The sequence below is a fragment of the uncultured Rothia sp. genome (genome assembly GCF_916715725.1).
Classification (GTDB): domain Bacteria; phylum Actinomycetota; class Actinomycetes; order Actinomycetales; family Micrococcaceae; genus Rothia.
Genome location: NZ_CAKAPD010000002.1, coordinates 107402 through 131861, shown reverse-complemented (window position 1 = coordinate 131861; position 24460 = coordinate 107402). Strand labels below are relative to the sequence as shown.

The window sequence follows — 24460 nt, the reverse complement described above, 5'->3', positions numbered from 1 at the left end:
GAACGAGTACGGCGCCACACTGTGCACACCTGACCGCGAGGCGACACCGCTGGACTTACCCGAGGCGGATGAGAAAGAAAAGAGCCCACCAACCCCTCGCCTCCTGCCCCCTGTAAAAACCCCCGTTAAAAACACAGTCGGGGCCGTCTCGCACGCAGGCTCGAAAAGTGCGAGAATGGAACGAAAAGAAAACTACGAAAGAAGATACTTTCATGCTTATTCTCGTTGTGAACGCCGGTTCTTCCTCCCTGAAGTACCAGGTGCGTGACACCTCCCTGCCCGAGGCAGAGCAGATGCTGACCTCCGGCCTCGTCGAAAACATCGGCACCGACGTGCCCAACCACGAAGTCGCATTCGACATCATGTCCGAGAAGCTTGAGCCCGTCCTGGCAGGCCGTGAGCTGCAGGCAGTCGGCCACCGCGTGGTGCAGGGTGCAGAGAAGTTCACCCACCCCACCCTGCTGACCGAGGAAGTTGTCCAGCAGATCGACGACCTCTCCCCGCTGGCACCGCTGCACAACCCCGCACACGCTCAGGGCATGCGCGCAGCAATGCACAAGTGGCCCTCCCTGCCGCAGGTTGCTATCTTCGACACCGCGTTCCACTCCACCATGCCCGAAGAAGCATGGCGCTACGCGATCCCCTACGACCTGGCTGACAAGTACAGCATCCGCCGCTACGGCTTCCACGGCACCAGCCACGAGTACGTCTCCCACGTTGCAGCTGACATGCTCGGCATTGCACGCGACGAGTTCAACGGCATCGTTGCTCACCTCGGTAACGGCGCGTCCGTGACCGCTGTGAAGGGCGGCAAGTCCGTCGACACCTCCATGGGCTACACCCCGCTGGCTGGCCTGATCATGGGTACCCGCTCCGGCGACATCGACCCCTCGGCACTGACCACCATCCTGATTCGTGAGGGCATCGACGGTGCACGCCTGGACACCATCCTGAACAAGGAGTCCGGCCTGCTCGCACTGGCTGGCTCCAACGACATGCGTAAGGTCGTTGAGGCTGCACAGTCCGGCGACGAGCGTGCACAGCTCGCACTGGACATGACCTCCTACCGCCTGATGAAGTACATTGGCGGCTACAACCTGGTTGTTGGCGGCGCGCAGGCACTGATCTTCACCGCAGGTATCGGCGAGAACTCCGGCGACTTCCGCAAGCTGGTCCTGGACCGCCTCGGTGCTCTCGGCATCAAGTACAACGAGGAAGAGAACGCTAAGCGTTCCCCCGAGCCGCGCGTGATTTCCACCGAGGATTCCGCTATCAAGGTGCTGGTCATCCCCACCAACGAGGAGAAGGCTATCGCTGAGGCTACCGAGGAACTCGTCAAGAGCCTCTAAGCCCCACGCACCCGGCCGTGTAGGCGGTACAGCGTAACGTTATCCGCCGTGGCGCCCATCCTGTATGGGTGCCGCGGCGGATTACTTTATGCCCGCGAGGCGGTGCGCTCCTTACACTGGGGCGTACTGTAGCGTCGCGAATGGGCATTCTATGAGAAAAAGCGCATTCACATTCACTAGTAAGTGCCCAAAAACGATAGAGTGGAATCAGACAACACTCGATACGAAGCGGACGAGACATGACTCAACCCCCTGAAAACCACCAGCAGCCCGGCGGGCAGTTCAACGCCCAGCCCGGCCAGCAGGCATTCCGTGCCCCCGGTGAGCCCCTCCCGCAGGACCTCTCCGCCGGCTGGCTCCCCGAAGACGAGCGCCAGAAGCCGGTCAGCCCCCTGCCCCAGCCGAAGCTCTTCGCCTACCAGTCGATGCTGCCGCCGAAGGTGCTGCACGCGCTGCGTCACCCCTCCGAAATTCCGTGGCTGGTCGCCGCCTACGCCGTCACCGCGGTCGGCTACATTGTGCTGTTCATGGCGCTTGCCGACCTGTTCAGCTCGATGATGCGTTACGTCTTCAGCTCAACCGGTGAAGGTTCGGTTCGAGTACCTTCTTCCGGTAGCACCTCCGCGAGCCTGGAAGACCTGATTTTCCAGACGGTTGGTCTGCTCATCCTGGGCCCGATTGCCGTCTTCATTGTTCGTGCAATCTACTATGCTCAGCAGCGTGTTCACGGTGTGCGCATCACCCCGACCCAGTTCCCCGAGGCGTACCAGATGCTCGCCGAAGCAGCTGAGGCTGCGGGCCTGCGCCGCGTGCCGGATGCGTACGTCATCCTCGGTAACGGCACCATGAACGCTTTCGCGGCAGGTCACGGTTTCCGCCGCTATATCTGCCTGTACTCCGACCTGTTCGAAATTGGTGGTAAGTCTCGTGATCCGCAGGCGCTGCGCTTCATTATCGGCCACGAGGTTGGCCATATCGCCGCAGGTCACGTCGGTTATTTCCGTCTGATTTTCACCACGCTGTTCAACCAGATTCCGGTGCTGTCGAGTGCGCTGTCCCGCTCGCAGGAGTACACCGCCGATAACTTCGGCTACCGCTTCTGCCCCGAGGGCGCTGAGGGCGCCATCAAGGTGCTTGCGGCGGGTAAGTACCTGAACAAGCAGGTTAACTTCGATGAGCTTGCCGACCGTGCCGTCACTGACCGAGGCCTTGCCGTCTGGTATGTGAACCTGCTGGCAAGCCACCCCATTCTCACCTGGCGTGCGCACGCGCTGCGTGACCGCACCCAGCCCGGCCGCCTGTTCTGGCGCCCAACTGAGAACCCGGTCAAGGACTCCGCACCGCGCGTTCCGGTCCTGATTCCGGCATCTGAGCCGGTGCACATGTGGCCTGACCCGATTCAGTCCACCGAGTTCATGCGTGAGCACCAGGACGCCTGGGCTGACCACACCCTGGAGACTGTGGACGTGTACCCCAAGCCTGAGAACGCCCCCGAGTTCGATGCGAACTCGACCCTGTTCGCTGGCTGGCTCACCGAGCAGGCTCGTGCCTTCCACGGTCAGCGTTGGGATGCGTACGCCGCCGCCGGTGGCATGCCGGCACCGGGTGCGCCCGGCGGCCCGCAGGCGCCCGCGCCGGGTCAGCCGTCTTACGGTCAGCAGCCCGGCTTCGGTCAGCCTGCCGCAGGCCAGAACGGTGCAGCTCAGAACGGTGCAGGTCAGTCTGCTTCCGAGCAGCCTTCTGCCGGTCAGCCTAATGGCCAGTCCGAGCAGTACGGTTACGGCCAGTACGGCAACAACTCCTCTGAGGGTGGCTCCTACGGTTACGGCTTCGACGGTGATAAGAAGTAGCCACTGAGCCTACTCTGAACGCCTCATCTGAGCCGCACAGCTCAATAACCTTCACGAACCCGTCGGGGTGCTAACGCACTCCGGCGGGTTCGGCTGTTAACCGCCTCCTGCACACTTCTAAGCTCTCCCCTCGTGACCCCCAGGTGAGAAGAAGCGCCTGCCCCGCATCCGCCGCGTGCCGCAGTTCTAGAATGGAAACCATGCTTTCATCACTTCGCTCCATCAAACTCGACCCGCTGCTGACCATGCTCATTACCGCGGTCATCCTCGCCATTATCGTGCCAGCGCGCGGCGACTTTGCCGAATGGTTCAGCACCGGAACGAAGTTCGCGGTCGCCCTGCTGTTCTACCTGTACGGCGCTCGCCTCTCCACCGCGGAGGCTATTCGCGGCCTGACCCACTGGCGTCTGCACCTGATGATTCTGAGCTGCACGTTCGTGCTGTTCCCGCTGGTCGGTTTGGCGCTTTCACCGCTGCGTTTTGTGCTCGGTGATGGGCTGTACATGGGCATTCTGTTCTTGACCTTTGTGCCCTCGACCGTGCAGGCGTCGATTGCGTTCACCTCGATTGCGGGCGGTAACGTGGCGGCGGCGATTGTGAGTGCTTCGCTCTCTTCGATTGTGGGTGTGGTGGCGACCCCGCTGCTCGCCATGCTGCTGATGAACACGGGCCATATTGAGTTCTCCGGAACGGTCTTCCTGGACATCGCCATTCAGCTGTTCCTGCCGTTCGTGCTCGGTCAGCTGACGCGCCGCTGGGTGGGGGAGTTCGCTAAGAAGCCGACGACCAAGTGGCTGGATAAGTTCTCGGTCATGATGATTGTGTATTCGGCGTTTTCCGCTTCGGTGGTGCAGGGTGTGTGGACGCGCGTGGCGTGGTGGCAGATCGTGCTGCTGGTCGTGCTCATGGCGATTATCGTGGTGTTCATGCTGTGGCTGACCGACCAGATGGCTAAGCGCCTGGGCTTCAACCGTGCCGACCGCACTACGATTCAGTTCTGCGGTTCGAAGAAGTCGCTGGCGGCTGGTCTGCCGATGGCGATCATTATTTTTGGTGCGGGCTCGCTGGGTCTGATGATGCTGCCGATCATGATTTTCCATCAGGTTCAGTTGATGATTTGTACCTGGCTTGCGGGCCGCTATGCGCGCCTGGATGTGGTGGGTGCCGCCTCCGCGAAGGAAGTTCAGTAGGGGGTTTGAAACCTGCCTGCCGGGCCGCCCGGCGGGTGCTATTGGGGGCCTCTGAGTCTGTGAGATAAGCCGCTGATGAGGGGTTTTAATGGGTTCTTTGGGTCTGGATGACCTGTCTATGAAGTGATATAGCGCGCATTCATCGAAAAACTCTCTGACTAGTGCATTTGTGTGCAAAATGTGGTATTTGTACTGGTCGGTTGGTTTTCTGTGGGTTATGTGCACTCTATTGCATCAAAGTGACCGGCGAGACAATCAACACTATCGGGTGTTGAGCGGTGAAAAAGCCCCAATTTTGCCCTAGAATATTTTGTCGATGGGTTAGACAGATTTGCATCCTGTATGCAAGAATTTATGACTCATGTGGGAATGGTTGAGATTCACTCCCTCACACCGCCCACGAGCGTTGATGCAGCGGATTCACTCCCCGCCCGCATCCCACACCGGAAGAGACTCACTCACTCAACCGGAAGGAAGCTCAAAACCATTTATTCACTCAAACACAACTGGATACACTCAGCTTAATGACGCGCTTAGATTCCATCTACGCGCTAATCGCTGTCTGTATCCGCCAAGAAAGAGGACACTCCATGGCTACCATCATGAGCGTGAACGTATGCGATTCCAAGTACAATGCTGACCCCACCGGCGTACGAGACTCCACTAGTGCTATCCAGAAGGCTATCGATGATGTTGCTGCGCAGGGCGGCGGCTCCGTGGAGATTCCCGGCGGTATGTACCGCGTCTCCTATCCCTTCATCGAAATGAAGCACCGCGTCGAAATCTTCGGCCACGGTCAGGCAACCCGAATCGTCGCTTTCACCGACAAGGGTATTCCCTCCACCAAGAACGGTAGCTACGAATGCACCGGCGTTTTCCACACCGGTAGCTACACCACCCCCATGAGCGGTGGCACCAACCAGAACAAGCCCATGCGTATGGGCGTGCGTGACCTGTTCATCCGCACCAACAAGTACAACCTGCCGCTGGATTCTAAGAGCAACCAGATTTTCCTGGAGAAGCACACCCAGCCCGTCGACAACGTTGCAGGCGTCATCTTCCACACCCGCATTGCGGACGCTAACCCCGGTGAGCCGGACGCAGTGCCCACCCTGTCCAACATCGAAATCTGGGACACCGCTATCGGCGTTGCGATCCTGGGCCTGGACGACCAGGGCATGAAGATTGACAAGCTGCGCATCCGCCAGACCCTGCGCCAGGGCCTGCTGGTCGGCAAGCCTGTCGGCCACCCGCTGCGCCCCCGCGAGGGTGACACCCCCGGCGCGGCAGATAACAAGTTCTCCATGATTGACGTTTCTGACGCAAACATGAGCTTCGGCACCTACGCGGGTATCGAGATTTATACTTCTCAGTCCAAGTTCGAGGCGTCCACCAGCTGGTTCAACAAGCGCAACATGGGTAAGAACGCCCTGTACGAGGTGAAGACCCGCCACGTGGGCGCAGGCTGGTTCATTCAGGGCACCCGCAACATGTTCATTGGCTGCACCGCCCAGGAGAACGCCGGTCACGGCTGGCTCGTGGAGTGGGGCAACAATCAGTTCATTGGCTGCCTGGGCGAGTCTTCCAGCTTCCAGGATGCTGTTACCGGCGCCGCTCGAGGCGACGAGGCTGCAAACTGGTACATTGGCCGTAACGCACGCGGTAGCCGCTTCGTGGCTCCTCGCTCGCACAACCCTTACAGCTGGGCGAAGGCTTCCCTGTACGGTTTCTACATTGAGAACAACATTCGCGATATGCACATTACGACTGCGTCCGCGAAGGATGACCGTATTGGTGATAACAACATGGTTGGCCGCCGCGTTCACGTGACCGGCGCGATGGGCGATAACGTGCTCATCGAGGTGGATCATATTCGCCACGCAACCTTCGCGCCGAAGCAGCTGGAGAAGCGCGGCAACGGCGTGTTCATGGGCTAACCCTCACGGGTTGAGCTGCGCGGGCTGAGGCTCGTGATCACAAAATCTTAAAACGCATACGTCTGAGGGGCGGGGAGTAATCCCCGCCCCTCGGCGTTTAACCCGCCCACAAAACAGCCGAAAAAACCGTAGAAAAACGGGGTAGGGGAGCGGGCATCACAGTGCCCGGTCATCGCCTCCACACGCGCAATGCGGTACCCTTGAGCAGGAGGCAGGTCTGCCGGTGCACAGACCCGCACACGCCAACACATCCGCAGAAATGCGCCCAACACACCGCACCGCACAAACTCAACACTGCACCCGCGCAGCACCGTATTCACTTACAGCCGTATTCACTCAATTCACTCACCCGCGCCGCCTTCAGCACCGAACGCGGTACCCATCGAAAGAATTGAGCCCCTCATGCCCGATACGCCCATGAGCATCAACGCCATCAACTACGGCGCAGACCCCACCGGTGCCAAAGACTCCACCGCAGCCATCCAGCGAGCAGTCGACGCTGTCGCCGCACGCGGCGGCGGATCCGTAGAACTACCCCGCGGCATCTACCGCGTCTCCTACCCCTTCATCGACATCAAGCACCGTGTCGAAATCTTCGGCTACGGCTCCTCAACCGTCGTCATCGCGCACTCCGACCGTGCCATCCCCACCACCTCCAACGGCCACACCGAATACACCGGCGTGTTCCACGTCGGCAGCTACACCACCCCCGTCTACGGCAGCTACAACGCCAACAAGCCCATGCGCATGGGCGTGCGCAACCTGCACATCCGCACCAACGCCGCAAACACCCCCATCAGCAGCTACCCGCTCGATGCGCACACCGCCCCGCTGAATAACGTCGCCGGCGTCATCTTCCACACCCACCTGACCGGCGACATGCTCAACGAACCGGACATCGTGCCCGTTATCGCCGGAGTGGAAGTCTGGGACACCGCCATCGGCGTTGCCGTGCTCGGCCTGGATGACCAGGGCATGAAAATTGACGACGTGACCATCCGCCGCACCCTCAACCAGGGCCTGCTGCTCGGCAAGCCCGCCGGCCACCCCCGCCGCCCCAACGAAGGCCAGAACTCCGGCGCGGCAGACAACAAGCTGCGCGGTATCGACGTTGCCGAAGCGAACCTCAGCGGCGGCTCCTACGCCGGTATCGAGGTGTACGCAGCGCAGGCAAAATTCGAAAACTGCTCCAGCAACAGCAACCACCGCACCAGCAACAAGAACACACTCTACGAGCCCGCCACCCGCCACGCCGGCGCAGGCTGGATCGTGCAGGGTGAACGCAACATGTTCATCGGCTGCACCGCACGCTCCAACGCGGGTCACGGCTGGCTTGTTGAATGGGCACATAACATCTTCATCGGATGCGAAGCGGAAGGCTCCAGCTGGGCTGGCACCGTCAGCGGTGCCGCCGGTGCTGACGAGGCCGCCAACTGGTACATCAGCCGCAATGCGCGCGGTACCCGCATGGTCGCGCCTGTCTCCTATAATCCGCCGGAGAAGGCGGCCTCCCTGTACGGCTTCTACATTGAGAACAAGATTTACGACCTGCGCATCACTGAAGGTACCGCCAAGGACGACCGCATCGGCGATGGTAATATGCTCGGCCGCCGCGTGTACATCACCGGCGAGATTGGCGCGAACGTGGTCATTGAGGTTGAGGAGCTGCGCCACTCCACCTCGCCCGCCGGTCAGCTCACCAAGGAAGCCTACAACGTGATGCGCGGTTAGTAGAGACTGACGGCAACTGACGGCAGCTAGTAGACACGCCCGAACCGGTTCGGGACTTTCCTGCGAATCGTGAGGTAGGTGCGTGTGTCCTAGTGGGCGCGTTATACCGCTACATACCGGCTAAAAATCAAAGTAGCTGCGAATGGAATACCTGCCATTCGCGGCTACTTTGTCGTTTGGAACAACTTTTAATTGTTAGTTGATAAAAGTCTCAATTGAATATTGAATAAAATATCGATATGTACTTTAAACTTTCTAGGGTGGTGTAAAACAGTCCATTCACTGTGCACCACCACAGATGTGTCCCCACGACGCGGAACAGTCCCCTCGGTGACAGTCCCCTTGATGTAGGACAAAGCCGCATCGCCGCACGTCAGACCCTATTCATTGCCGCTTCTCACTATTCCTCAACGCGCCCTTTCCTCTTTTCCTATTCGCCCCATGTGGCGACCTCAAAGTCGACCCCAAAGTCGACCCTAAAAACCGGTTCCTTCCGGCCGGTTCTCAACCACAATTACATAAGGACACATCCATGCTTCCGGTAATCTCCCGAGCGTTTACATCCGCTCCCCGTGCACGCCGCATCTTTGCCCTCACTCTCGCACTCGCCCTCGGCGCCGTACCCGTCACCGCCGCAGTGAATGCACAACCCGCAGCCCACGCCGCTAACGCCGCAGAACCCGCAACCAACCTGCAGGTCGTCAAGGCAGAGCAGCCCAAGGATGACCCCAGCTACGTCGGATGCGTCGCCAACTTCCTCGGCGCCATGAACGCCACCCCCGGCGTGTGGGCGGTCTGCCACGGCTACCTCAACAGTGAAGAATACACCGTTACCCGCCGCCACAGCACCGCAACCGTCACTCGTGGCCAGCTCGTGCGCATGCTCTACCGCATGGCGGGATCGCCGACCGTCAAGAACCTGCCCAAGACCTCCCCCTACAAGGACGTGGCAACCACCGACCCCGACTACGCCGCGTACATTTGGGCGGCGGACGCGGGCATTACCTCCGGCTGGGATGACGGGCTCTTCCACCCGGATGACTACGCCACCCGCAACACCCTCGCCGCGTTCCTCTACCGCGCCGCAGGTAGCCCCGACGGTGCCGCACGCATGCGCCAGATCCGCCGCCCGCTACGTGCCGAAGCTAAGAAGGTTGAGCAGTTCAAGACCGAAAACCGCTGGGCAGCCCGCACGCTCGGCGCCTACCCCAAAGTCGACCGCGACGGTGACGGCGCAGTAGACGTGGTGGACCCCGCCAGCCCCCTGTACTTCTCCGACGCCCTGTACATGCTCAAGGTGTACAGCGATAAGGGCCTGAAGGTTGTGGGCACTCCCGCCGTTGACTAGGAGTAATACCGACTAGCTGTAGCGCTGACTAGCGCATATATTCACCGCCCGCCGGTGCGACCCAATAGGTTGCGCAGGCGGGCGGTGCTCTGTTCCGGGTGCTGTGCTGTTCTGGTTGGTTGCGAGCGCCCGTGCTCGCCGCGCAATCGCCTCCCTGCAATGAAAGGCGCCTGCTCTGCACCCGCTAAGCTAGAAGGCATGAAGATTGCCACCTGGAACATCAACTCAATCCGCGCCCGCGAAAACCGCGTCGAAGACTGGCTCGACGAACACGACGTTGACGTGCTCGCCCTGCAAGAAACCAAAACCAAGGACGAAACCTTCCCCTTCGACCTCTTCGAATTCATGGGCTACGAGGTTGCGCACTTCGGCCTGAATCAGTGGAATGGCGTGGCAATCGCCTCCCGAGTTGGCCTCGAAGACGTGCAGCGCGGCTTCGATAATCAGCCGCACTTCGGCAAGCCCGGCGAACCCGAGGTGCTGGAGGCGCGCGCTATCGGCGCGACCTGTGGCGGCGTGCGCGTCTGGAGCCTCTACGTGCCCAACGGCCGCGGCCTGACCGACCCGCACATGGACTACAAGCTCCGCTGGATGGAGGCGCTGCGCCAGAACGTGCACAACGAACTGGCGGCTAACCCGCAGTCGCAGCTCGCCTTGGTTGGTGACTGGAACGTCGCCCCCGAAGATGCCGACGTGTGGGATATTGACTACTTCCTGCGCAACGAAATGACTCACGTTTCCGAACCCGAACGCCGCGCTTTCGCCGCCCTACTCGAAGAGGGCATGGTGGATGTAGTGCGCCCGCACACTCCGGGCGAGTACACCTACTGGGACTACCAGGCGGGCCGCTTCACCAAGGATGAGGGCATGCGCATTGACTTTCAGCTGTTCTCGCCCGCGCTCGCCGCACGCGTGGAACGTGCCTGGATCGATAAGGTGGAACGCGCCGGTGAAGGCGCAAGCGACCACACGCCGGTCGTGGTTGAGATTGCCGACTAATCCGAGCGTATAGCTTGCCGTAGAACCGCGTGTAGTAAGGAGGCGGGGGAGGGGTCCCTCGCCTCCTTGCTGTATCTGCTGGTGCTTCTGTGTGCCTGTCTCTGGGCGGCTGTTCCTATGCCTGCCCCTGGGTTTCTGCCAATATTTCGGGGTTTTCTGTGTGGCTTAGTTGAAAAGTTCGGCTAGCCGAACTATTGTTAAATTCCGCCCGGGACGACAGGCAAAAGCGCATTATGATGCCTGCGCAGACACAACCGTGTCCCTAGCGTCCCGGCGCGGCAAATTCCACACATCAACCACATACTCAAACCCGTGACTTCCAATGAAGGATGCCTCATGAACGCTCTCACCCCCGCAGGCAGCAACGCACGCCGCCTCGTCCAGGCGCTCTGCGCCGCCCTCGCACTCACCCTGCTACTCGTGCTCACCGGCTGCGGTAGCACCTCCAGCACCACCGAAGGCGCTAAGAGCAGCAGTGGCAAGAAGACCGTGCTCACCACCTTCACCGTGCTCGCAGACATCGCCCGCAACGTGGCAGGCGACGACCTGAACGTCGAATCCCTCACCAAGCCCGGCGCCGAGATTCACGAGTACGAGCCCACCCCCTCCGACCTGAAGAAGGCGCACGCCGCCGACCTGGTGCTCGACAACGGCCTGAACCTCGAATCCTGGTTCGCGAAGTTCGTTGAAGAATCCCACGCTAAGCACGTGACCGTCTCCGAGGGGGTCACGCCCATCTCCATTACCGAGGACGCCTACGCGGGCAAACCCAACCCCCACGCCTGGATGAGCCCCAGCAACGTACAAAAGTACGTGGACGTGATGATTCGCGAATTTAGTGCTCTCGACCCGGCCCATGCCGCCGACTACAAGACCCGCGGTGAAGCCTACAAGAAGCAGCTGCAGGGCGTGCGTGACGAGCTCGTCAAGGAAATCTCCACCCTGCCCGAGAACCAGCGCGCACTCGTCACCTGCGAAGGCGCCTTCTCCTACCTGGCGTCAGACGCGGGACTGAAGGAAAAGTACATTTGGGCGGTCAACTCCGAACAGCAGGCAACCCCCTCGCAGATTTCCTCCGCGATCGATTACGTGCGCCAGAACCAGGTGCCCGCCGTGTTCTGCGAATCCACCGTCTCTGACAACCCGATGCGCCAGGTCGCAGACGCCACCGGCGCACGATTCGGCGGCGTGCTCTACGTGGACTCGCTCTCCGAGGCGAACGGCCCCGTGCCCACCTACCTGGACATGATCCGATACGACGCACGTACCATCGTTGCGGGCCTCAAGGGCAACTCCTAAACCCGGCATAAACCCCGAATAAACCCGGGCCAACCCCGGCATCGAAAACCCTGGGTAAACCCCAAACCCCCGATAGGATAGGAGGGGCTTCGCCTTCTTGGCTCCGCTCCTCCCACGCCGTTAACACTCGCTCACACAGCACCCACTCAGCAACACGCAAGCAAGTACACCCGCCCCACGCATACGGTGACCACCAGAAAGAACACAAGGAATGAGCACTCTTCTCAGCTGCGAAAATGTGCACGTGAACTACGGGCCAGTCCGCGCCCTCACTGGCGCATCCTTCACCCTGGACACCGGGCGTATCTGCGGCCTGATCGGCATGAACGGCTCCGGCAAATCCACCCTTTTCAAAGCCATCATGGGGGTCGTACCCATGCACGCCGGCAGCATCACCCTCGACGGGCAGCCCGTCGGCGGTAACCGTGGCAGCCGCGGCAAGAACGCGCACCATCACCGCGCCGGGCTCGTCAGCTACGTGCCGCAGAGCGAAGAAATCGACTGGACCTTCCCCATCTCCGTGCGCGAGGTCGTCAGCATGGGACGCTACCGCAACCTCGGCATCACCCGCCGCCTGCGTGCCGCAGACCGTGCCGCCGTGGATGAGGCGCTCGCCCGCGTGGAACTGACCGACCTTGCCGACCGTCAGATTGGGGCGCTCTCGGGCGGTCAGCGTAAGCGCGCCTTCGTGGCACGCGCTATCGCCCAGGGCGCCCAGCTGCTGCTGCTGGATGAGCCTTTCGCCGGCGTGGATAAGCGCAGCGAGGCGATGCTCATTCAGGTCATCGAACAGCTGCGTGACGAGGGCGCGACCGTGCTGGTTTCCACGCACGACTTGGCGAGCCTGCGCCAGTTCGCCGACGAGGCGCTACTGCTACGCGGCGATATTCTGATGCACGACACCCCCGAGAAGGTGCTCGCTCCCGAGAACCTGGTGCGTGCCTTCGGCATGGAAGTGGACGCCGGCGCGTCGGTCGCTACCGGTGCCGCTGCCCCCGGCGCTGCTACCTCCGGCACTACTACGATCAGCTCTGCGGAAGGGAAGAACTAAATGGACATCCTCAACTTTCTGGTGGAGCCGCTGACCCTGCCCTTCATGCTCCGCGCATTCGTGGTCACTGTCATCGCCGCTGCCGTCTGCGCCCTGCTGTCCTGCTGGCTCGTGCTGCTCGGCTGGTCGCTCATGGGCGACGCGATCTCGCATGCGGTGCTGCCCGGCGTGGTGCTCGCCTACATTTTCGGTGCACCCTTCGCGGTGGGTGCGGTCATTGCCGCGCTCGTGGCGGTGGCGCTCATCGGCGGGGTGCGGCGCAGCGGCCGCGTGCGCGAGGACGCCGCGATCGGCATCGTGTTCACGACCATGTTCGCGTTCGGTCTGGTGCTGATTTCGGTCACGCCGTCGAATACCGACCTGAACCATATCCTCTTCGGTAACGTGCTGGGCGTGTCCTGGTCGGACGTCTGGCAGGTCGCTATCCTCGCGGTGGTGGTTGCCGCCGTGCTGCTGGTCAAGCGCCGCGACTTCGTGCTGTACGCCTTCGACCCGGGCTTTGCGCAGGCGGTGGGGCTGCGTCCGCGTCTGCTTGGCGCGCTGCTGCTCATTATGCTGGCGCTGACCTCCGTGGTGGCGCTGCAGATCGTGGGTGTGGTGCTGGTCGTGGCGATGCTCGTCATCCCCGGCTCCACCGCGCGCCTCATCACGGACCGGTTTGTGCCGATGCTCGCGGTGAGCGTGGGAGTCTCCCTGGCCGGCACGCTGACCGGCCTGTACGCCAGCTACCACGCGGACGTATCCCCCGGCGGTGCCGTGGTCGTCACACAGGGCATACTGTTCGCCCTGGCGTACGTGTTCGCCCCGCGCTACGGCCTGCTGGGCAGGATGCGCGCCCGCCGACTCAGCGCTGCTGCAACGAAAACTGAGTCGGTAGCTTCCTAAGAAAGCTCACCCTGTGAAAGCTCCCTTTGGGAAAGCTTACTGAGTACACTCACCACAGACAGCAATAGGCGGAAAGTCCTACCGTGGGGCTTTCCGCCTATTGCTATCTTCTGAAGGTTAGGGGCGCGTACCCGCCCGGATTTCCGGGCTAGAAGTCCGCCTCTACCGCCCTGTATCTAGCGCACCGTGCGGGATACGAACAGGGAGGCGGTCGCCTCCGCACCCAACGGAATAATCGTGCCGCCGGGCTTCACCGCACCGGCCGCGTCCGTCTCGTGCAGGTTGCCGGAACCGGCACCGACCACGCTCACGTTCACCGCCTCCGAGAAGGGCGCGCCCTCCTCAATGTGCAGGCGCACGCCGGGCACAAAACCGTGGCCCTGCAGGTAACGCAGCAGGCGCGGGTCATCATCGTTAATGCGTTCGAGCACGACTGTTTCGCCGGGTTCGCACTGGCTCAGCGGCACGGTCTGCGGAAAACTAATATGCCCCGAAGAATCCGGAATCGGGTCGCCGTGCGGGTCGCGGGTCGGGTGCCCCAGCAGGGTGTCGATGCGGTCCACCATGAAGTCGGATACCGCGTGCTCCAGAACCTCCGCCTCGTCGTGCACACGGTCCCAGGTGTAGCCGAGCGTCTCCACGAGGAACGTCTCAATGAGGCGGTGGCGGCGAATCATTGCCAGCGCGTAGGAGCGGCCGGTTTCAGTGAGCTCAATAGCGCCGTAGGGCTGATGCTCGATCAGATCGGCGGCGGCGAGGCGCTTGAGGCCGTCAGATACCGAAGAAATGCGCAGGCCCATGCGTTCTGCCAGGGCGGATGCGGTGGCAGGGGTTTTGGTCCATTCTTCGAGGCTCCAGATTTCCTTGAGGTAGTTCTGGGTGCTGACGGAAAGTTCTGAAAGAGGCATAAAGATAAGTTTACCTTTTCTCTGGTTTTGCCCGCCGAGTTGCAGGGTATTCAGCGCGGGCTTAAAGAGCGTCCCGCCCGGACGGTTCACCCCTGGCAGGGGGTGACCATCACGGGCGGGATCAGGTGTTCGGTTCCGCGCTGGCAGGTACGAAAGGCTGGCAGGCGCGAAAGAATGAGGGATGCGCGGCGGCGGTTAGGTGGCGCGGCGGCGCGAACGGTCAATACGGGTCAGCAGTTCGATGAGCGCACCGCGTGCCGCCTGCTCCTCGTGCCAGAGGGAGCGGACGAGGGTGCGGCTGACTGCCTGGGTGGTGATGCCGAGTGCGGTTGCGGCGGCCTTCTGCTGGCCGCGCACGCCGGGTACAAGCAGGTTTACTACGCGCCATTCGGCGTCGGTGCGGTCGGCACATACGCGGTAGAGCAGGCGTGCGGAGCCTGCGGCGAGGTCGGCGAGGTGGCGGTTGTCAGCGCTGACGCTGATGCAGCGTACGGGTGCGCCTCCTTGTGCTTCTTCGACGGCGAGGCGTGAGAATTCGAGGGCGTCGCCGGTGCAGTCGGTGGTGCTGACGGCACCGAGTGCGCCTGCGAATCGGGGGATGTTGAGCTCGCCGATTCCGATGCCGACCCAGAAGCCGTTATCGCGCGCGGCAATGAGCGCCGCGTGGAGTGCGTCGCTGGCGCGGTCGAAGGCGCCCTGAATTTCGTCAGGGTATGTCTGGGCGAAGGCAACACGCGGGTTGAGCTTTGCGAGTTCGTCCGACAGTGCAGTGAGTGAGTGCTGTGCGGAACGTTGAATAAAGGTTAGAACGAACACCTTCCTATTATGCCGTAAAACCTTCAACAAGCGGCGTAAGGTTCGCCGTAATACCGGCAACATTTAAACCCCTAAAAATGCGCATTGATAAGGGGAATTATCGTGAGAATGCACTGTGTGCAGAAATCCTCGAAAGGACGTAGAACACCCCCGAAAGGAAAATAATTTTCATGCAAGTGCACGTTGAATTATTCGCTTTCGGGGGCGTTGAGTGGAGTTGATAGACGGGGCTACCGCGGAACTACTGTGCGTTCGTTACCTGCGAGATATGCGGCAGCTGACGCAGCGGCTTCTGGAATACCATCACCACCAGCGACAGGAAAATGAATACCGCGTAGAACAGCGCCGTGTACGTAATACCCCAATCAACAATGAGGAAGCCAGCTAGCAGAACAGCCAGCGGGGTCAGCGCCATATTCGGGATGCCCTGCACCGAGTGCACGCGACCGATCATGTGCTCCGGGGTGGATGCGTTAATGTACGCAATGATGCTCGAATTGAAGGAGGGGAGCACAATACCCGCCAGCACAATCAGCAGGCACACCGCCCACAGCATCGAATGAACCACCGGCAGTAGCAGGTAGCACGCCGACATGATGGCAAGGGAGGTGATACCGAGCGGGCCGAGCGCAAACTTCTCGGTCAGCGGGCCGACCAGGAACGAACCGAGCAGCACGCCCACGCCGAAGGCGCTCGCGAAGATGCCGATGAAGAGCGGGTGTGCGCCCTCCAGGGTGTAGTAGTAGATGAAGGTGAGCGGAATGCCGACCGTTCCAAAGTTTGCAAGTGTTGAAACGAACGCAATGGACACCAGCACCTTGTTCTTCAGGATGTACTCGAAACCGGCCTTTGAGTCCTGCCAGAAGCTGGTTTTCTCTCCTTCTTCCTCTTCCGCGGGCTGCCGACTAGCGCCGTAGCTCTTGGGCGCGACGATGAACGCCAGCAGGTTGACGACCGCGTGAACTGCGGTCATGAGCACGGTCGAGAAGCCGATAATGATGCCGGCGACCGGGCCGCCCAGCAGGTTGGCGGCGGATTCTCGCGTCTCGCCCATACCGGAGGCGTACCCCAGGTGTTCCTTGGGGACTACGCGGGTGATGATGGACTGTTCACTCGGGTAGTCGAAGGTGGAAATGATGGCGGCGAGAGAAATCGTGATCACCAAAACGTAAATGTTGGTGACGTTGAAAACGAGGTAGAGAAGAATCGCTATCCAGGACAGTGACTGGCCGATACAGGATAGCGCCAGGCACTTTGAGGGGCCGATTCTGTCGACCCATGTTCCAGATATTGCTCCGGCGCAGGTGGCGAGAACACCCGCGACGAAGAGGGTGATACTCGCAGCTTCGGGGGAGCCGGTCAGCGCCAGGATAATGATGGGCGTGGTGATATAGCTCATCGAGTCTGAGAGCTGGTTGGCTCCAATGGCGAAGAGAGTATTTCGAAAATCTCTATTCTTGAGTAGCTCGGTGTTGACACTCATGGGGGACCTCCACGATGGGGTTTATGGTGTCGCGCGGCGTGCAATCCGTCGTGCGTAGTTCATTGTGCGCAATTCGTAGCGCGCAATCGTATGAGTGAATACCCCGACAGTCGGCTGCGCCTGCCTGTATTCGTCTGTTTTCGTTTGTTTTTGCCTGTGCCCGCCGGTCATGACGGGCCCGCCGGTCATCACGGGGTGGTTGAGGATGCACGGGGCGGCTCATCGGGAGCCCCCGCACAAGAAGTGTGTCGCGCGATACTTTAGATTCTATAAGAGATGTGAATCATATACATGAACGCTAGTTGAAAAACTTTCCTCATTTTGAGTATTGACATTAGGGTTAGTTTGACTATAATTCATTCTTGGTGGTTCCGCCCAAGTAAACCTCGGCTGAACCTCAGTTAAACCCGATTACGGGCGCACCAAAGACGCCCGCAACCAGGCTCCGCCAGTCCACACCGCCAGACTCTGTTACAGTCAGACCCTGTTACAGTCAGCCCCGCAACGCAGCGGGCGGGGGTATAGAAGAGCGCAGAATAAGGGCTGCACTAGGTGCTACTCCACCAGGCCCGCGAAGCCCGACAGAGCTAGCACCTCCTCAACATCCTGCGGCACCGAACGCGCCACCCACGGCGAATGCACCAACACCGCCTGCCACTGACCGCGCGACACCGCCACATTCAAACGATTCGGCGACAGCACAAACCCGGCACCGCGCCCAGATTCAACCCGCGACGACGCCAACGACACCAACACCACCGCAGCCTCCTGCCCCTGGAACTTATCCACCGTGCCCACACGCACGCCAGCGCCCGAAGAATCCGCCAAACCAGCAGCAATCAGCGCCTCACGCACACAATCAACCTGCGCGTTATACGCCGCCACCACAATGCAATCCTCCGCCGCCAGCGGGCGCGGCTCAGCACCAGCCGCCGGAACCCACTCACGACCCAACAACTCGCGCACGCAATCCACCACCGCCTGCGCCTCCTGCACGGAACGCACCGAACAACCCGCATGCTCCACCGGATACGACACCACACCCGGCGCAACACCCCGCAGGGCGCGACCAGCCGTAGCCGCCGCGCTCGCCAACGCGCCATCATACGACAGCCACGAAACCCGCTCGCACAACGCCGAATCCATACGCCACGACTCACCCAAGAAATAGCCAAAACGAGGATCCAGCGCCGCCGCCCCGTTAGACAACCAGCCCAGCGCCGAAACATCCACCGGGTACGGGTGCACACCCGTCGACACCTGCGGCAACTGTTGCGGATCGCCCAACAGCAGTACCGAACGCGCCGCACGAGCCGCCGCCACCGTATTCGTCAGCGAGAACTGGCCCGCCTCATCAACCACCAGAACATCCAGCGACCCGGCAGGCACACGACGCTCACTCACGTAATCCCACACCGTACCGCCAAACAGCAGGCCGCCCGCACCAGAAATCAGCTCGACCAGCTCAGAATCAGACACCTCAGACCACGGGGCGTCCGGAGTCACCGACTTACCGCGCAGGCGTACCGCACGCGAAACGTCAAAACCATCACGGGCACAGCACGCCACCATGAGATTCTCAATCACCGCATGCGACTGAGCCACCACACCCACCTTCGCACCCTCAGCCACCAGACGCGCAATCACATGCGAGGCGAGGAAAGTCTTACCCGCACCGGGAGGGCCCTGAACCGCCACATAGGAATGGTCGAGGGCGCGAACCGCCGCGTGCACGGCATCCACCGTGGGCAGGTCAGAGTCGGAAAAATCAACCTCACGAGGTAGATTTTCTGCATTTTTGGCGTTTGAGGCGCCCTTCTTCAGGCGCGGCGCGCGGCGGAACAGCAAATCCGCGGAGGCGCTCTCCACCCCCGTCAGCGAAGCCGCCGCATCGAGCACGCTCGGCAGGGCACGGGACGGGTCAGGGGTCTCGGCGGACTCGCTGGAAGCTTCGGAATCCTCGCCGGGCACGGGGCCATTAAGCACGGGGTCGCTCGGCATGAGAGCGCCGCCGAAGAGCAACCCGTGCACATCAGACTGCAGAGCCGCCTCAATCGTCGCCGTAGACACCGGATCGCCAGGACCAATACCCGAAGGCAGGGCGCGGTGCGGCTCATCCTTCACGCGGATGCGCTCCTGCAGAAGCACCTCCAGGAACTCGCTGGTCGACTCAGCCGGCTCTTCGGAGCCTTCGGGCTCGGCACCGAAACCGCCCTGCGCCACCGCCAGCACACGCATGCCAAAGAAACCCGTCGCCGCCAACTCGGCGGGCATACGCTCACCCGGATTCGACGCGCGGAAATAATTCAGCTGCGACTCCATGCGGTCCAGCGCAATCTGCGGGCTCAACCCCGCCTCATACGCACAGAACACCGCGTGATCAGAGGGTGCAATCACCAGGCTCGGATCAGCCTCAATCCGCGCACGCAACAGGCGCACCTGCGCGCCGCGCACACGATACCAGCCGGGAGCGTCCGGCACCTCGGCGGGCTCCTTCATGGCGGCGGCGAGCGCCTCCAGGTCGGCGGGGGTGTTCAGAAGGGCATGCGCATGCTCCACCGAAAGCACCTGCACCCGGTCAAGGTACGCGTAATCGCGGCTCGCCACCCACGCCGTCGGGTCGTCCTCTAGGCGGCGAATATGCTCACGCCAGAACGGGGCACGCTCGCGGCGGTGATAATTCGTCATGGACAGCAGCATCGCCGCCTCCAACTCACCGGCACCCCAGCCGTGCTCCGCCGCGTGCTCCTCCAGGGAGGCGAGCTGGGCATCCAGCAGGCACTGCAGGCGGTACTGTTCGCTGTCGTTCTCCACCGCGGCGGGCACCCTGTACATGACCGGGTACTCCTCAGTTTCGGGATTCTCGGCGGTATCTTCGGCAGTGTCTTCGGTGACGAGCTCCGGGGCGTCGGTCGCGAGGGCAAGAGATGCCGCCGCGTTCAGGCACGCCGGGCACTCGTCGCAGGTCAGAAAATAGGGGATGCGCTCGGCAAGTTCTGCCGGTTCCGTACCATCGTTCAGCGCCTGGGTGAGCAGGAGGAGGCGCTGCTCCTGTAGGCGAATCAGCGGCAGAATACGCGCCGAATCAACCCGGTGAGGTTGAGGAACGGGGGAGTGGTGCTTGGTGGGCTCCGATTCGGACTCTGCGCCGTACTCCTCCGCGCCGTGCTCCAGGTGAAGGTCAAGGCGCGCGGCATTCTCGGTGTTCTCTGTGCTCTCGGTGGCGCCGCCGGTTAGCAGGTGCGCCGCCAGGGCACCGCGCAATAGTGCCCGATGCGCCGCCTCACCCAGGTGTGGGGTGCAGACGATTCGCGCGGTGTTGCTCTCGGCGGTGCTGTTCGCGGGTGCGCCGTTCGTGACTGCGTACTCTAGACGGTCAAGCTCCACCGTGTAGGTCAGTCCCGCCGCGGAGGTTGCCACCAGGGGCACCGGGCGCGCCTTACCATCCGCATGCTCACCGCCGACCACTCCACTGCCGACCATCCCACCGGCGGTCAGCACTCGCAGACATTCGCGGTATGCCTCACGGGCGCGCTCAAGCTCCGTCGGGCGCACAGTCTGCTTCTGTGCCCGTTCCTGAAGCTCGGTGTAGAGCCGCAGCTCGCAGGCAGAGGTTGCGGTCAGATCAGCGAGAGTGAAGGTAAGGTTCATGGTGACTTTTCTGCTGGAGGAGAGAGGAACAAGTCGGGCGTGAAACCCGCCGTAGGGAGTGGACGCGAGCCCCGGTTGAGAGGCTTGCAAGAACCCTGAACCACCCCTCACCCCGAGAGGTTGATTTTCAGGTTTCACGTGAAACACTACAGAAAATCAACCTACACGGGGTGATTCAGGGGGCTTTCGGGGCTATCCGGGCATACACGCTAGGAGGCTGCACCCGCCGCAGCCGCGGTAGAAACTGCCGCCGAAGCAGCCGCAGAAGCCGGGGCGCTTGCCCCGTCCGAAGCGGGTGCCGAAGCACTCGCTGCTACCGCAGAGGGAGCATCCGAAGCACTCGGCGCGGTCGAACGGTTCGCAATCGCCGCCGCCGCCGCGTCCACGCGTTCCTTCGCGGCGGGCAGCGCATCCGCACCGCCCAGATCGTTCAGAATAATCGCGAAAATCAGGCGGGTGCCGTCGGGTCGGATCGCCACACCGCACAGCGAAGACACCGTGTACAGGGTGCCGGTCTTCGCCTGCACAAAAGTGCGCGCGTGCACGGCGTTCGCCGCACCAAAACGGTCGGTCAGGGTGCCGCTCACGCCCGCGACCGGGAACGTGCTCATCAGCTGCTCCGCATGCTCATCAGCATTCAGCAGAGCCACAACCTGCACGAGGGTTCGGGCGGTCACGCGGTCCGTCAAGGACATGCCGCACACGTCTGCCTGCACCAGGTTTTCAATGTTCACACCGGCATCCACGAGTGCCTGGCGCACGGTCTGCTGTGCCGCCTCGCCGCTGCCTTCCTTACCTGCGGCAATGGCGGCGCAACGGCCGAGCACCTCAGCGAGGGCGTTATCGGATTTGAGCATCATGTGTTGTGCCTGCTCCAGCAGGGTTGCCGATTCGACCGCGGCGATTTCAACTGCTTCCGCGGGGGCGGTGCGGCGCTCCGCGAGGGTGAAGCTCAGACCGGACTCCTTGCCGGCGGTGTTGAGTGCATCCACGAATGCCTGCTGGGCGGCAACCGCCGCATCATCCGGGCGTACCGGGTTGCTTGCGGTGGACTTGCCCGGCACCGTGTGCGATTCGAGCGCAATCGGGTGAATATGCGTGATCTGGCCGGACGCCACGTCCGCGTCATCCCAGCCGGGGTTCACGCCGGGGCCGGTGAAGAAGGTGCCGTCAAGGTAGACGGGCAGCGCCGCGGTCGGCTTCTCGCCCTGAAGAAGCGCCTTCACGGTCAGCTCGGCGAGGGTGGTCAGGCCTGCGCGTCCGACAATCTGCTTCGGGTCGGAGGCGCCCGCACCGAGCAGGGTGTCGCCGCCCGCCATGAGGTACAGTCCGGCGGCGTCGCGGGTGACGCGGGTGCGCAGGCGCGCCTGCAGATTCGCGTAGCGGTTGAGCGCGAATAGGGTTAGCACCTTAAAAGTGGAGGCGGGCACGCGCGCGGTGTCGGCGTTGGCGGCGTAGAGGTCGGCGGGCGCGGTGGTTGCCTTGATGCTGGGCAGGTTGCCGTCCATGCCGGTGACGAGCAGGCTGTACTGCGGGTAGGTGCCGTCCGAGAAGAGCGCGGTGAGGGCGGCACGTAGCTGTTCCTGTTCCGCTTCGGGCAGTGCGGGTGCGAGGGTCGGGGTGGCGCTGGGGGTTGCGGAGGCGGTCGCCTCGACGGTGCCGGTGGGGCTGCCGGTTGCGCTGCCGGTGGGGCTTGTGGAACCTTCGGGGCGTTTCTGTTCGGTTGCGGCGGATCCGCAGGCGGTGAGGAGGAACATGCCGCCGAGGGTGAGGGCGGCGCGTCGGGTGAGGGTGGTGGTCTGGGTGTTGTGCTTGTTGGAAGGCATCTTTTGAGCATAGCGGGCGGATGGGGTGCCTATCGAATTTACGCGCCGGTGCTGGGATGCTCATGCCGTGTTCCTGCCGCCCCTCGCGGACCCTCTCTGGGCTGCCCGGTACGGCGGCCGGGTGCGCCGGCGGGGCGCGCTGGCGGGCGTGGGACTAGGCGGAATGTTAACTGTGGTGTGAGCGTGGTAAATTACGCTGGTTTTGGCGCCGAATACGCGGTTTCGGTGTGCGTGAACGGGTTACAATGGGTGAGTTCAACACCTAACTTTCGCACCTTGCGCGCCGAAGTCGCCGCGAAAGTGACTCTAACTCACGAGAAAGAAGGTTCCGATGGAACTCGACGTCACTATTGAAATTCCCCGCGGCTCCCGCGTGAAGTACGAAGTGGACCACGAGACCGGCCGCCTGCGCCTGGACCGTGTGCTGTTCACCTCCATGCAGTACCCCACCGCTTACGGCTACTTCGAGAACACCCTCGGTGAGGACGGCGACCCGCTGGACGCAATGCTGATCCTGGACGTTGACGTTGTTCCCGGCGTGCTGGTTGAGTCCCGCCCGGTCGCAGTGTTCAACATGACCGACGAGGCTGGCGGCGACGCTAAGGTTCTGTGCGTTCCCACCGACAAGCGCTACGACCACATCAAGTCCCTGGCTGATGTTCCCGAGCAGCTGAAGGCTGAGATTCAGCACTTCTTCGAGCGTTACAAGGACCTGGAGCCCGGCAAGTGGGTTAAGGGCGAGGGCTGGGAAGACCTGGCTGCTGCTGAGAAGATGGTCCAGGAGGCTATCGACCGTTTCGCAGCTGAGGGTCACTAAGCTGCCGCACCGTTAGGTGCACCCGGTTTTTCGGAAGGGGGCGTGTTCCCTGCGTCTGGTTCGTGCGAGTTTTCGTGCGTGCTGGAGGCAGTGGGCACGCCCCCTTTTGTTGTGCTCGGAGTTGTTGCCCAGGGCTTTGTAGAGGTCGATTTCAACAAGTACTCTGCACGGTGGGGCTTGTAATATTTCTGAAAGTTCAGATTTTTAAAGATATTTCTAAAGTTCTAGTTGCATAAATATTCAAGTTTAAAGTGAGATTTTAATAAACTTCAGGTTTACATTGATATATATTTTTTTCACGAGAATGAAATATTTGCTTGTGAATACTCGAAACGGTGAATTTTCAGAGTAGGGTTGAAGGAGTGTGGTGTAAGAGCGTGGACGAAGCGTAAACGCCACACACTATTGTCATCACTCAACTCAATTTAAGGACTATCATGTCTGAACTGTCACGCCGGCATGTGTGCCGGCTTTCGTCATTTGCCCTGGTAAGTTTCTTCGTAGCACCTCAGAGCACGGCATGGGGTATTCAGGGCTCTGTTGGGTCTCCCCAGCAAATAGATGGGTGCACTGTTGCCCCGCTTCGTGAAGCGTGGTTGCCGACTAATGGCGCAGATAATGTCATTCTGTGGTTTCAGCTCCTTCCCTTTTCGGGCCCCTATGCTGGGGTGCATGCGCTTCCGTCGGTAGAACTGATGGGGAATCAAGGAGAGCGATTCTTGTATGAGGTAATTCGCCCCCATATTCGCCGTGATACAGGGCAGTGGCTGTCTAAAATTCCTTCGGGTCAGCAGATTGTGGTTGAGCTTGAACAGCTGAGTGGATCGCAAGAATACATGGTGCAGATGAGCCGTTGGCAGCCGGGTTCTATGGGATTGACAAGCCATTCTCCTGAGGGGTACCCGGCTGCACCATCACTGACAGTGCGTGAGGACTCGGGTCTGAAGGTGGTTCGTGCGCGTGGTGCCTCAGTGGAGAGCACTGAGTATTTTTGTGGTGTCTACCAAGGGGAGATGAAGGGAAACGCATCCTTTGGAGAAGATGACGGTGCGTTTATTCAAGCTCAGCGCTGGGAATGGGGTCTTGAGGTTGATAAAGATATTTCTCAGCCGGAAGAGTTGTTTCAACGAGGGTGCTTTGGCGTGTATTTCCCGGGTCGTAGCGAATACGGCGGATCTACTGTGTCGGCTTCCTATCGGATTAGTGTTAGGACGCCGGGAGGCGTGTTGACATATACCACAATAGCTGCCCCATAAAACAATTATGGGGGTAATCGCAGGGGTGTGGATTCGGGAAATCTTGCTCTGCAAAAAGAGATGA

Annotated in this window: 17 protein-coding genes; 12 read left to right on the top strand and 5 right to left on the bottom strand. The window is 61.3% G+C overall.

Annotation, left to right across the window (positions count from 1 at the left end; genetic code table 11):
- The first annotated feature begins 212 nt into the window (after nt 1-212).
- From QZ822_RS02490 to QZ822_RS02445, 10 genes are all read left to right on the top strand, one after another.
- Nucleotides 213-1349, top strand: coding sequence for an acetate/propionate family kinase (locus tag QZ822_RS02490; RefSeq protein WP_294642326.1), 1137 nt, complete (start codon nt 213-215; stop codon nt 1347-1349).
- Nucleotides 1350-1588: 239 nt separating this feature from the next.
- Nucleotides 1589-3199, top strand: a complete 1611-nt coding sequence (locus QZ822_RS02485; protein WP_294642324.1) for a M48 family metallopeptidase — start codon at nt 1589-1591, stop codon at nt 3197-3199.
- A 200-nt stretch (nt 3200-3399) separates the two neighbouring features.
- Nucleotides 3400-4389, top strand: coding sequence for a bile acid:sodium symporter family protein (locus tag QZ822_RS02480; RefSeq protein WP_294642323.1), 990 nt, complete (start codon nt 3400-3402; stop codon nt 4387-4389).
- A 590-nt stretch (nt 4390-4979) separates the two neighbouring features.
- Nucleotides 4980-6326, top strand: a complete 1347-nt coding sequence (locus QZ822_RS02475) for a glycosyl hydrolase family 28-related protein (protein WP_294642321.1) — start codon at nt 4980-4982, stop codon at nt 6324-6326.
- A gap of 402 nt (nt 6327-6728) precedes the next feature.
- The gene (locus QZ822_RS02470; protein ID WP_294642319.1) at nt 6729-8057 is read left to right on the top strand and encodes a glycosyl hydrolase family 28-related protein; all 1329 of its coding nucleotides are present in this window, start codon (nt 6729-6731) and stop codon (nt 8055-8057) included.
- Between the two features lie 532 nt (nt 8058-8589).
- Nucleotides 8590-9405 (top strand): S-layer homology domain-containing protein, encoded by an 816-nt coding sequence (locus QZ822_RS02465; protein ID WP_294642317.1) that lies wholly within the window; start codon nt 8590-8592, stop codon nt 9403-9405.
- Between the two features lie 198 nt (nt 9406-9603).
- Nucleotides 9604-10404: an exodeoxyribonuclease III gene (locus QZ822_RS02460; protein WP_096740934.1), complete on the top strand. Its 801-nt coding sequence runs from the start codon at nt 9604-9606 to the stop codon at nt 10402-10404.
- A 336-nt stretch (nt 10405-10740) separates the two neighbouring features.
- A complete protein-coding gene (locus QZ822_RS02455) occupies nt 10741-11703 on the top strand; it encodes a metal ABC transporter substrate-binding protein (protein ID WP_294642315.1) in 963 nt (320 codons plus the stop codon).
- A gap of 211 nt (nt 11704-11914) precedes the next feature.
- Nucleotides 11915-12754: a metal ABC transporter ATP-binding protein gene (locus QZ822_RS02450; RefSeq protein ID WP_294632462.1), complete on the top strand. Its 840-nt coding sequence runs from the start codon at nt 11915-11917 to the stop codon at nt 12752-12754.
- The gene (locus QZ822_RS02445; protein WP_294642313.1) at nt 12755-13639 is read left to right on the top strand and encodes a metal ABC transporter permease; all 885 of its coding nucleotides are present in this window, start codon (nt 12755-12757) and stop codon (nt 13637-13639) included.
- A 176-nt stretch (nt 13640-13815) separates the two neighbouring features.
- Here the strand turns inward: QZ822_RS02445 and QZ822_RS02440 are convergent, their stop codons facing one another.
- The 5 genes from QZ822_RS02440 to dacB all read right to left on the bottom strand — a co-directional run bounded on the left by QZ822_RS02440 (nt 13816) and on the right by dacB (nt 22323).
- A complete protein-coding gene (locus tag QZ822_RS02440) occupies nt 13816-14547 on the bottom strand; it encodes a metal-dependent transcriptional regulator (RefSeq protein WP_005504316.1) in 732 nt (243 codons plus the stop codon).
- Nucleotides 14548-14742: 195 nt separating this feature from the next.
- On the bottom strand, nt 14743-15363 hold the full coding sequence (locus tag QZ822_RS02435; protein ID WP_005507641.1) for a hypothetical protein: 621 nt from the start codon (nt 15361-15363) through the stop codon (nt 14743-14745).
- 241 nt (nt 15364-15604) lie between these two features.
- Complete coding sequence (locus QZ822_RS02430) at nt 15605-16846, bottom strand: MFS transporter (RefSeq protein WP_294642312.1); 1242 nt, start codon at nt 16844-16846, stop codon at nt 15605-15607.
- A 555-nt stretch (nt 16847-17401) separates the two neighbouring features.
- On the bottom strand, nt 17402-20497 hold the full coding sequence (locus QZ822_RS02425) for a DEAD/DEAH box helicase (RefSeq protein WP_294642311.1): 3096 nt from the start codon (nt 20495-20497) through the stop codon (nt 17402-17404).
- Between the two features lie 209 nt (nt 20498-20706).
- Nucleotides 20707-22323, bottom strand: a complete 1617-nt coding sequence (gene dacB / locus QZ822_RS02420; protein ID WP_294642309.1) for a D-alanyl-D-alanine carboxypeptidase/D-alanyl-D-alanine-endopeptidase — start codon at nt 22321-22323, stop codon at nt 20707-20709.
- Between the two features lie 331 nt (nt 22324-22654).
- Between dacB and ppa the strand changes: the two genes are divergently transcribed.
- Together ppa and QZ822_RS02410 are read left to right on the top strand one after the other, a co-directional pair.
- On the top strand, nt 22655-23140 hold the full coding sequence (gene ppa, locus QZ822_RS02415; RefSeq protein WP_005504328.1) for an inorganic diphosphatase: 486 nt from the start codon (nt 22655-22657) through the stop codon (nt 23138-23140).
- Between the two features lie 437 nt (nt 23141-23577).
- Nucleotides 23578-24396: a hypothetical protein gene (locus QZ822_RS02410; protein ID WP_294642307.1), complete on the top strand. Its 819-nt coding sequence runs from the start codon at nt 23578-23580 to the stop codon at nt 24394-24396.
- The last annotated feature ends 64 nt before the right edge of the window (nt 24397-24460 follow it).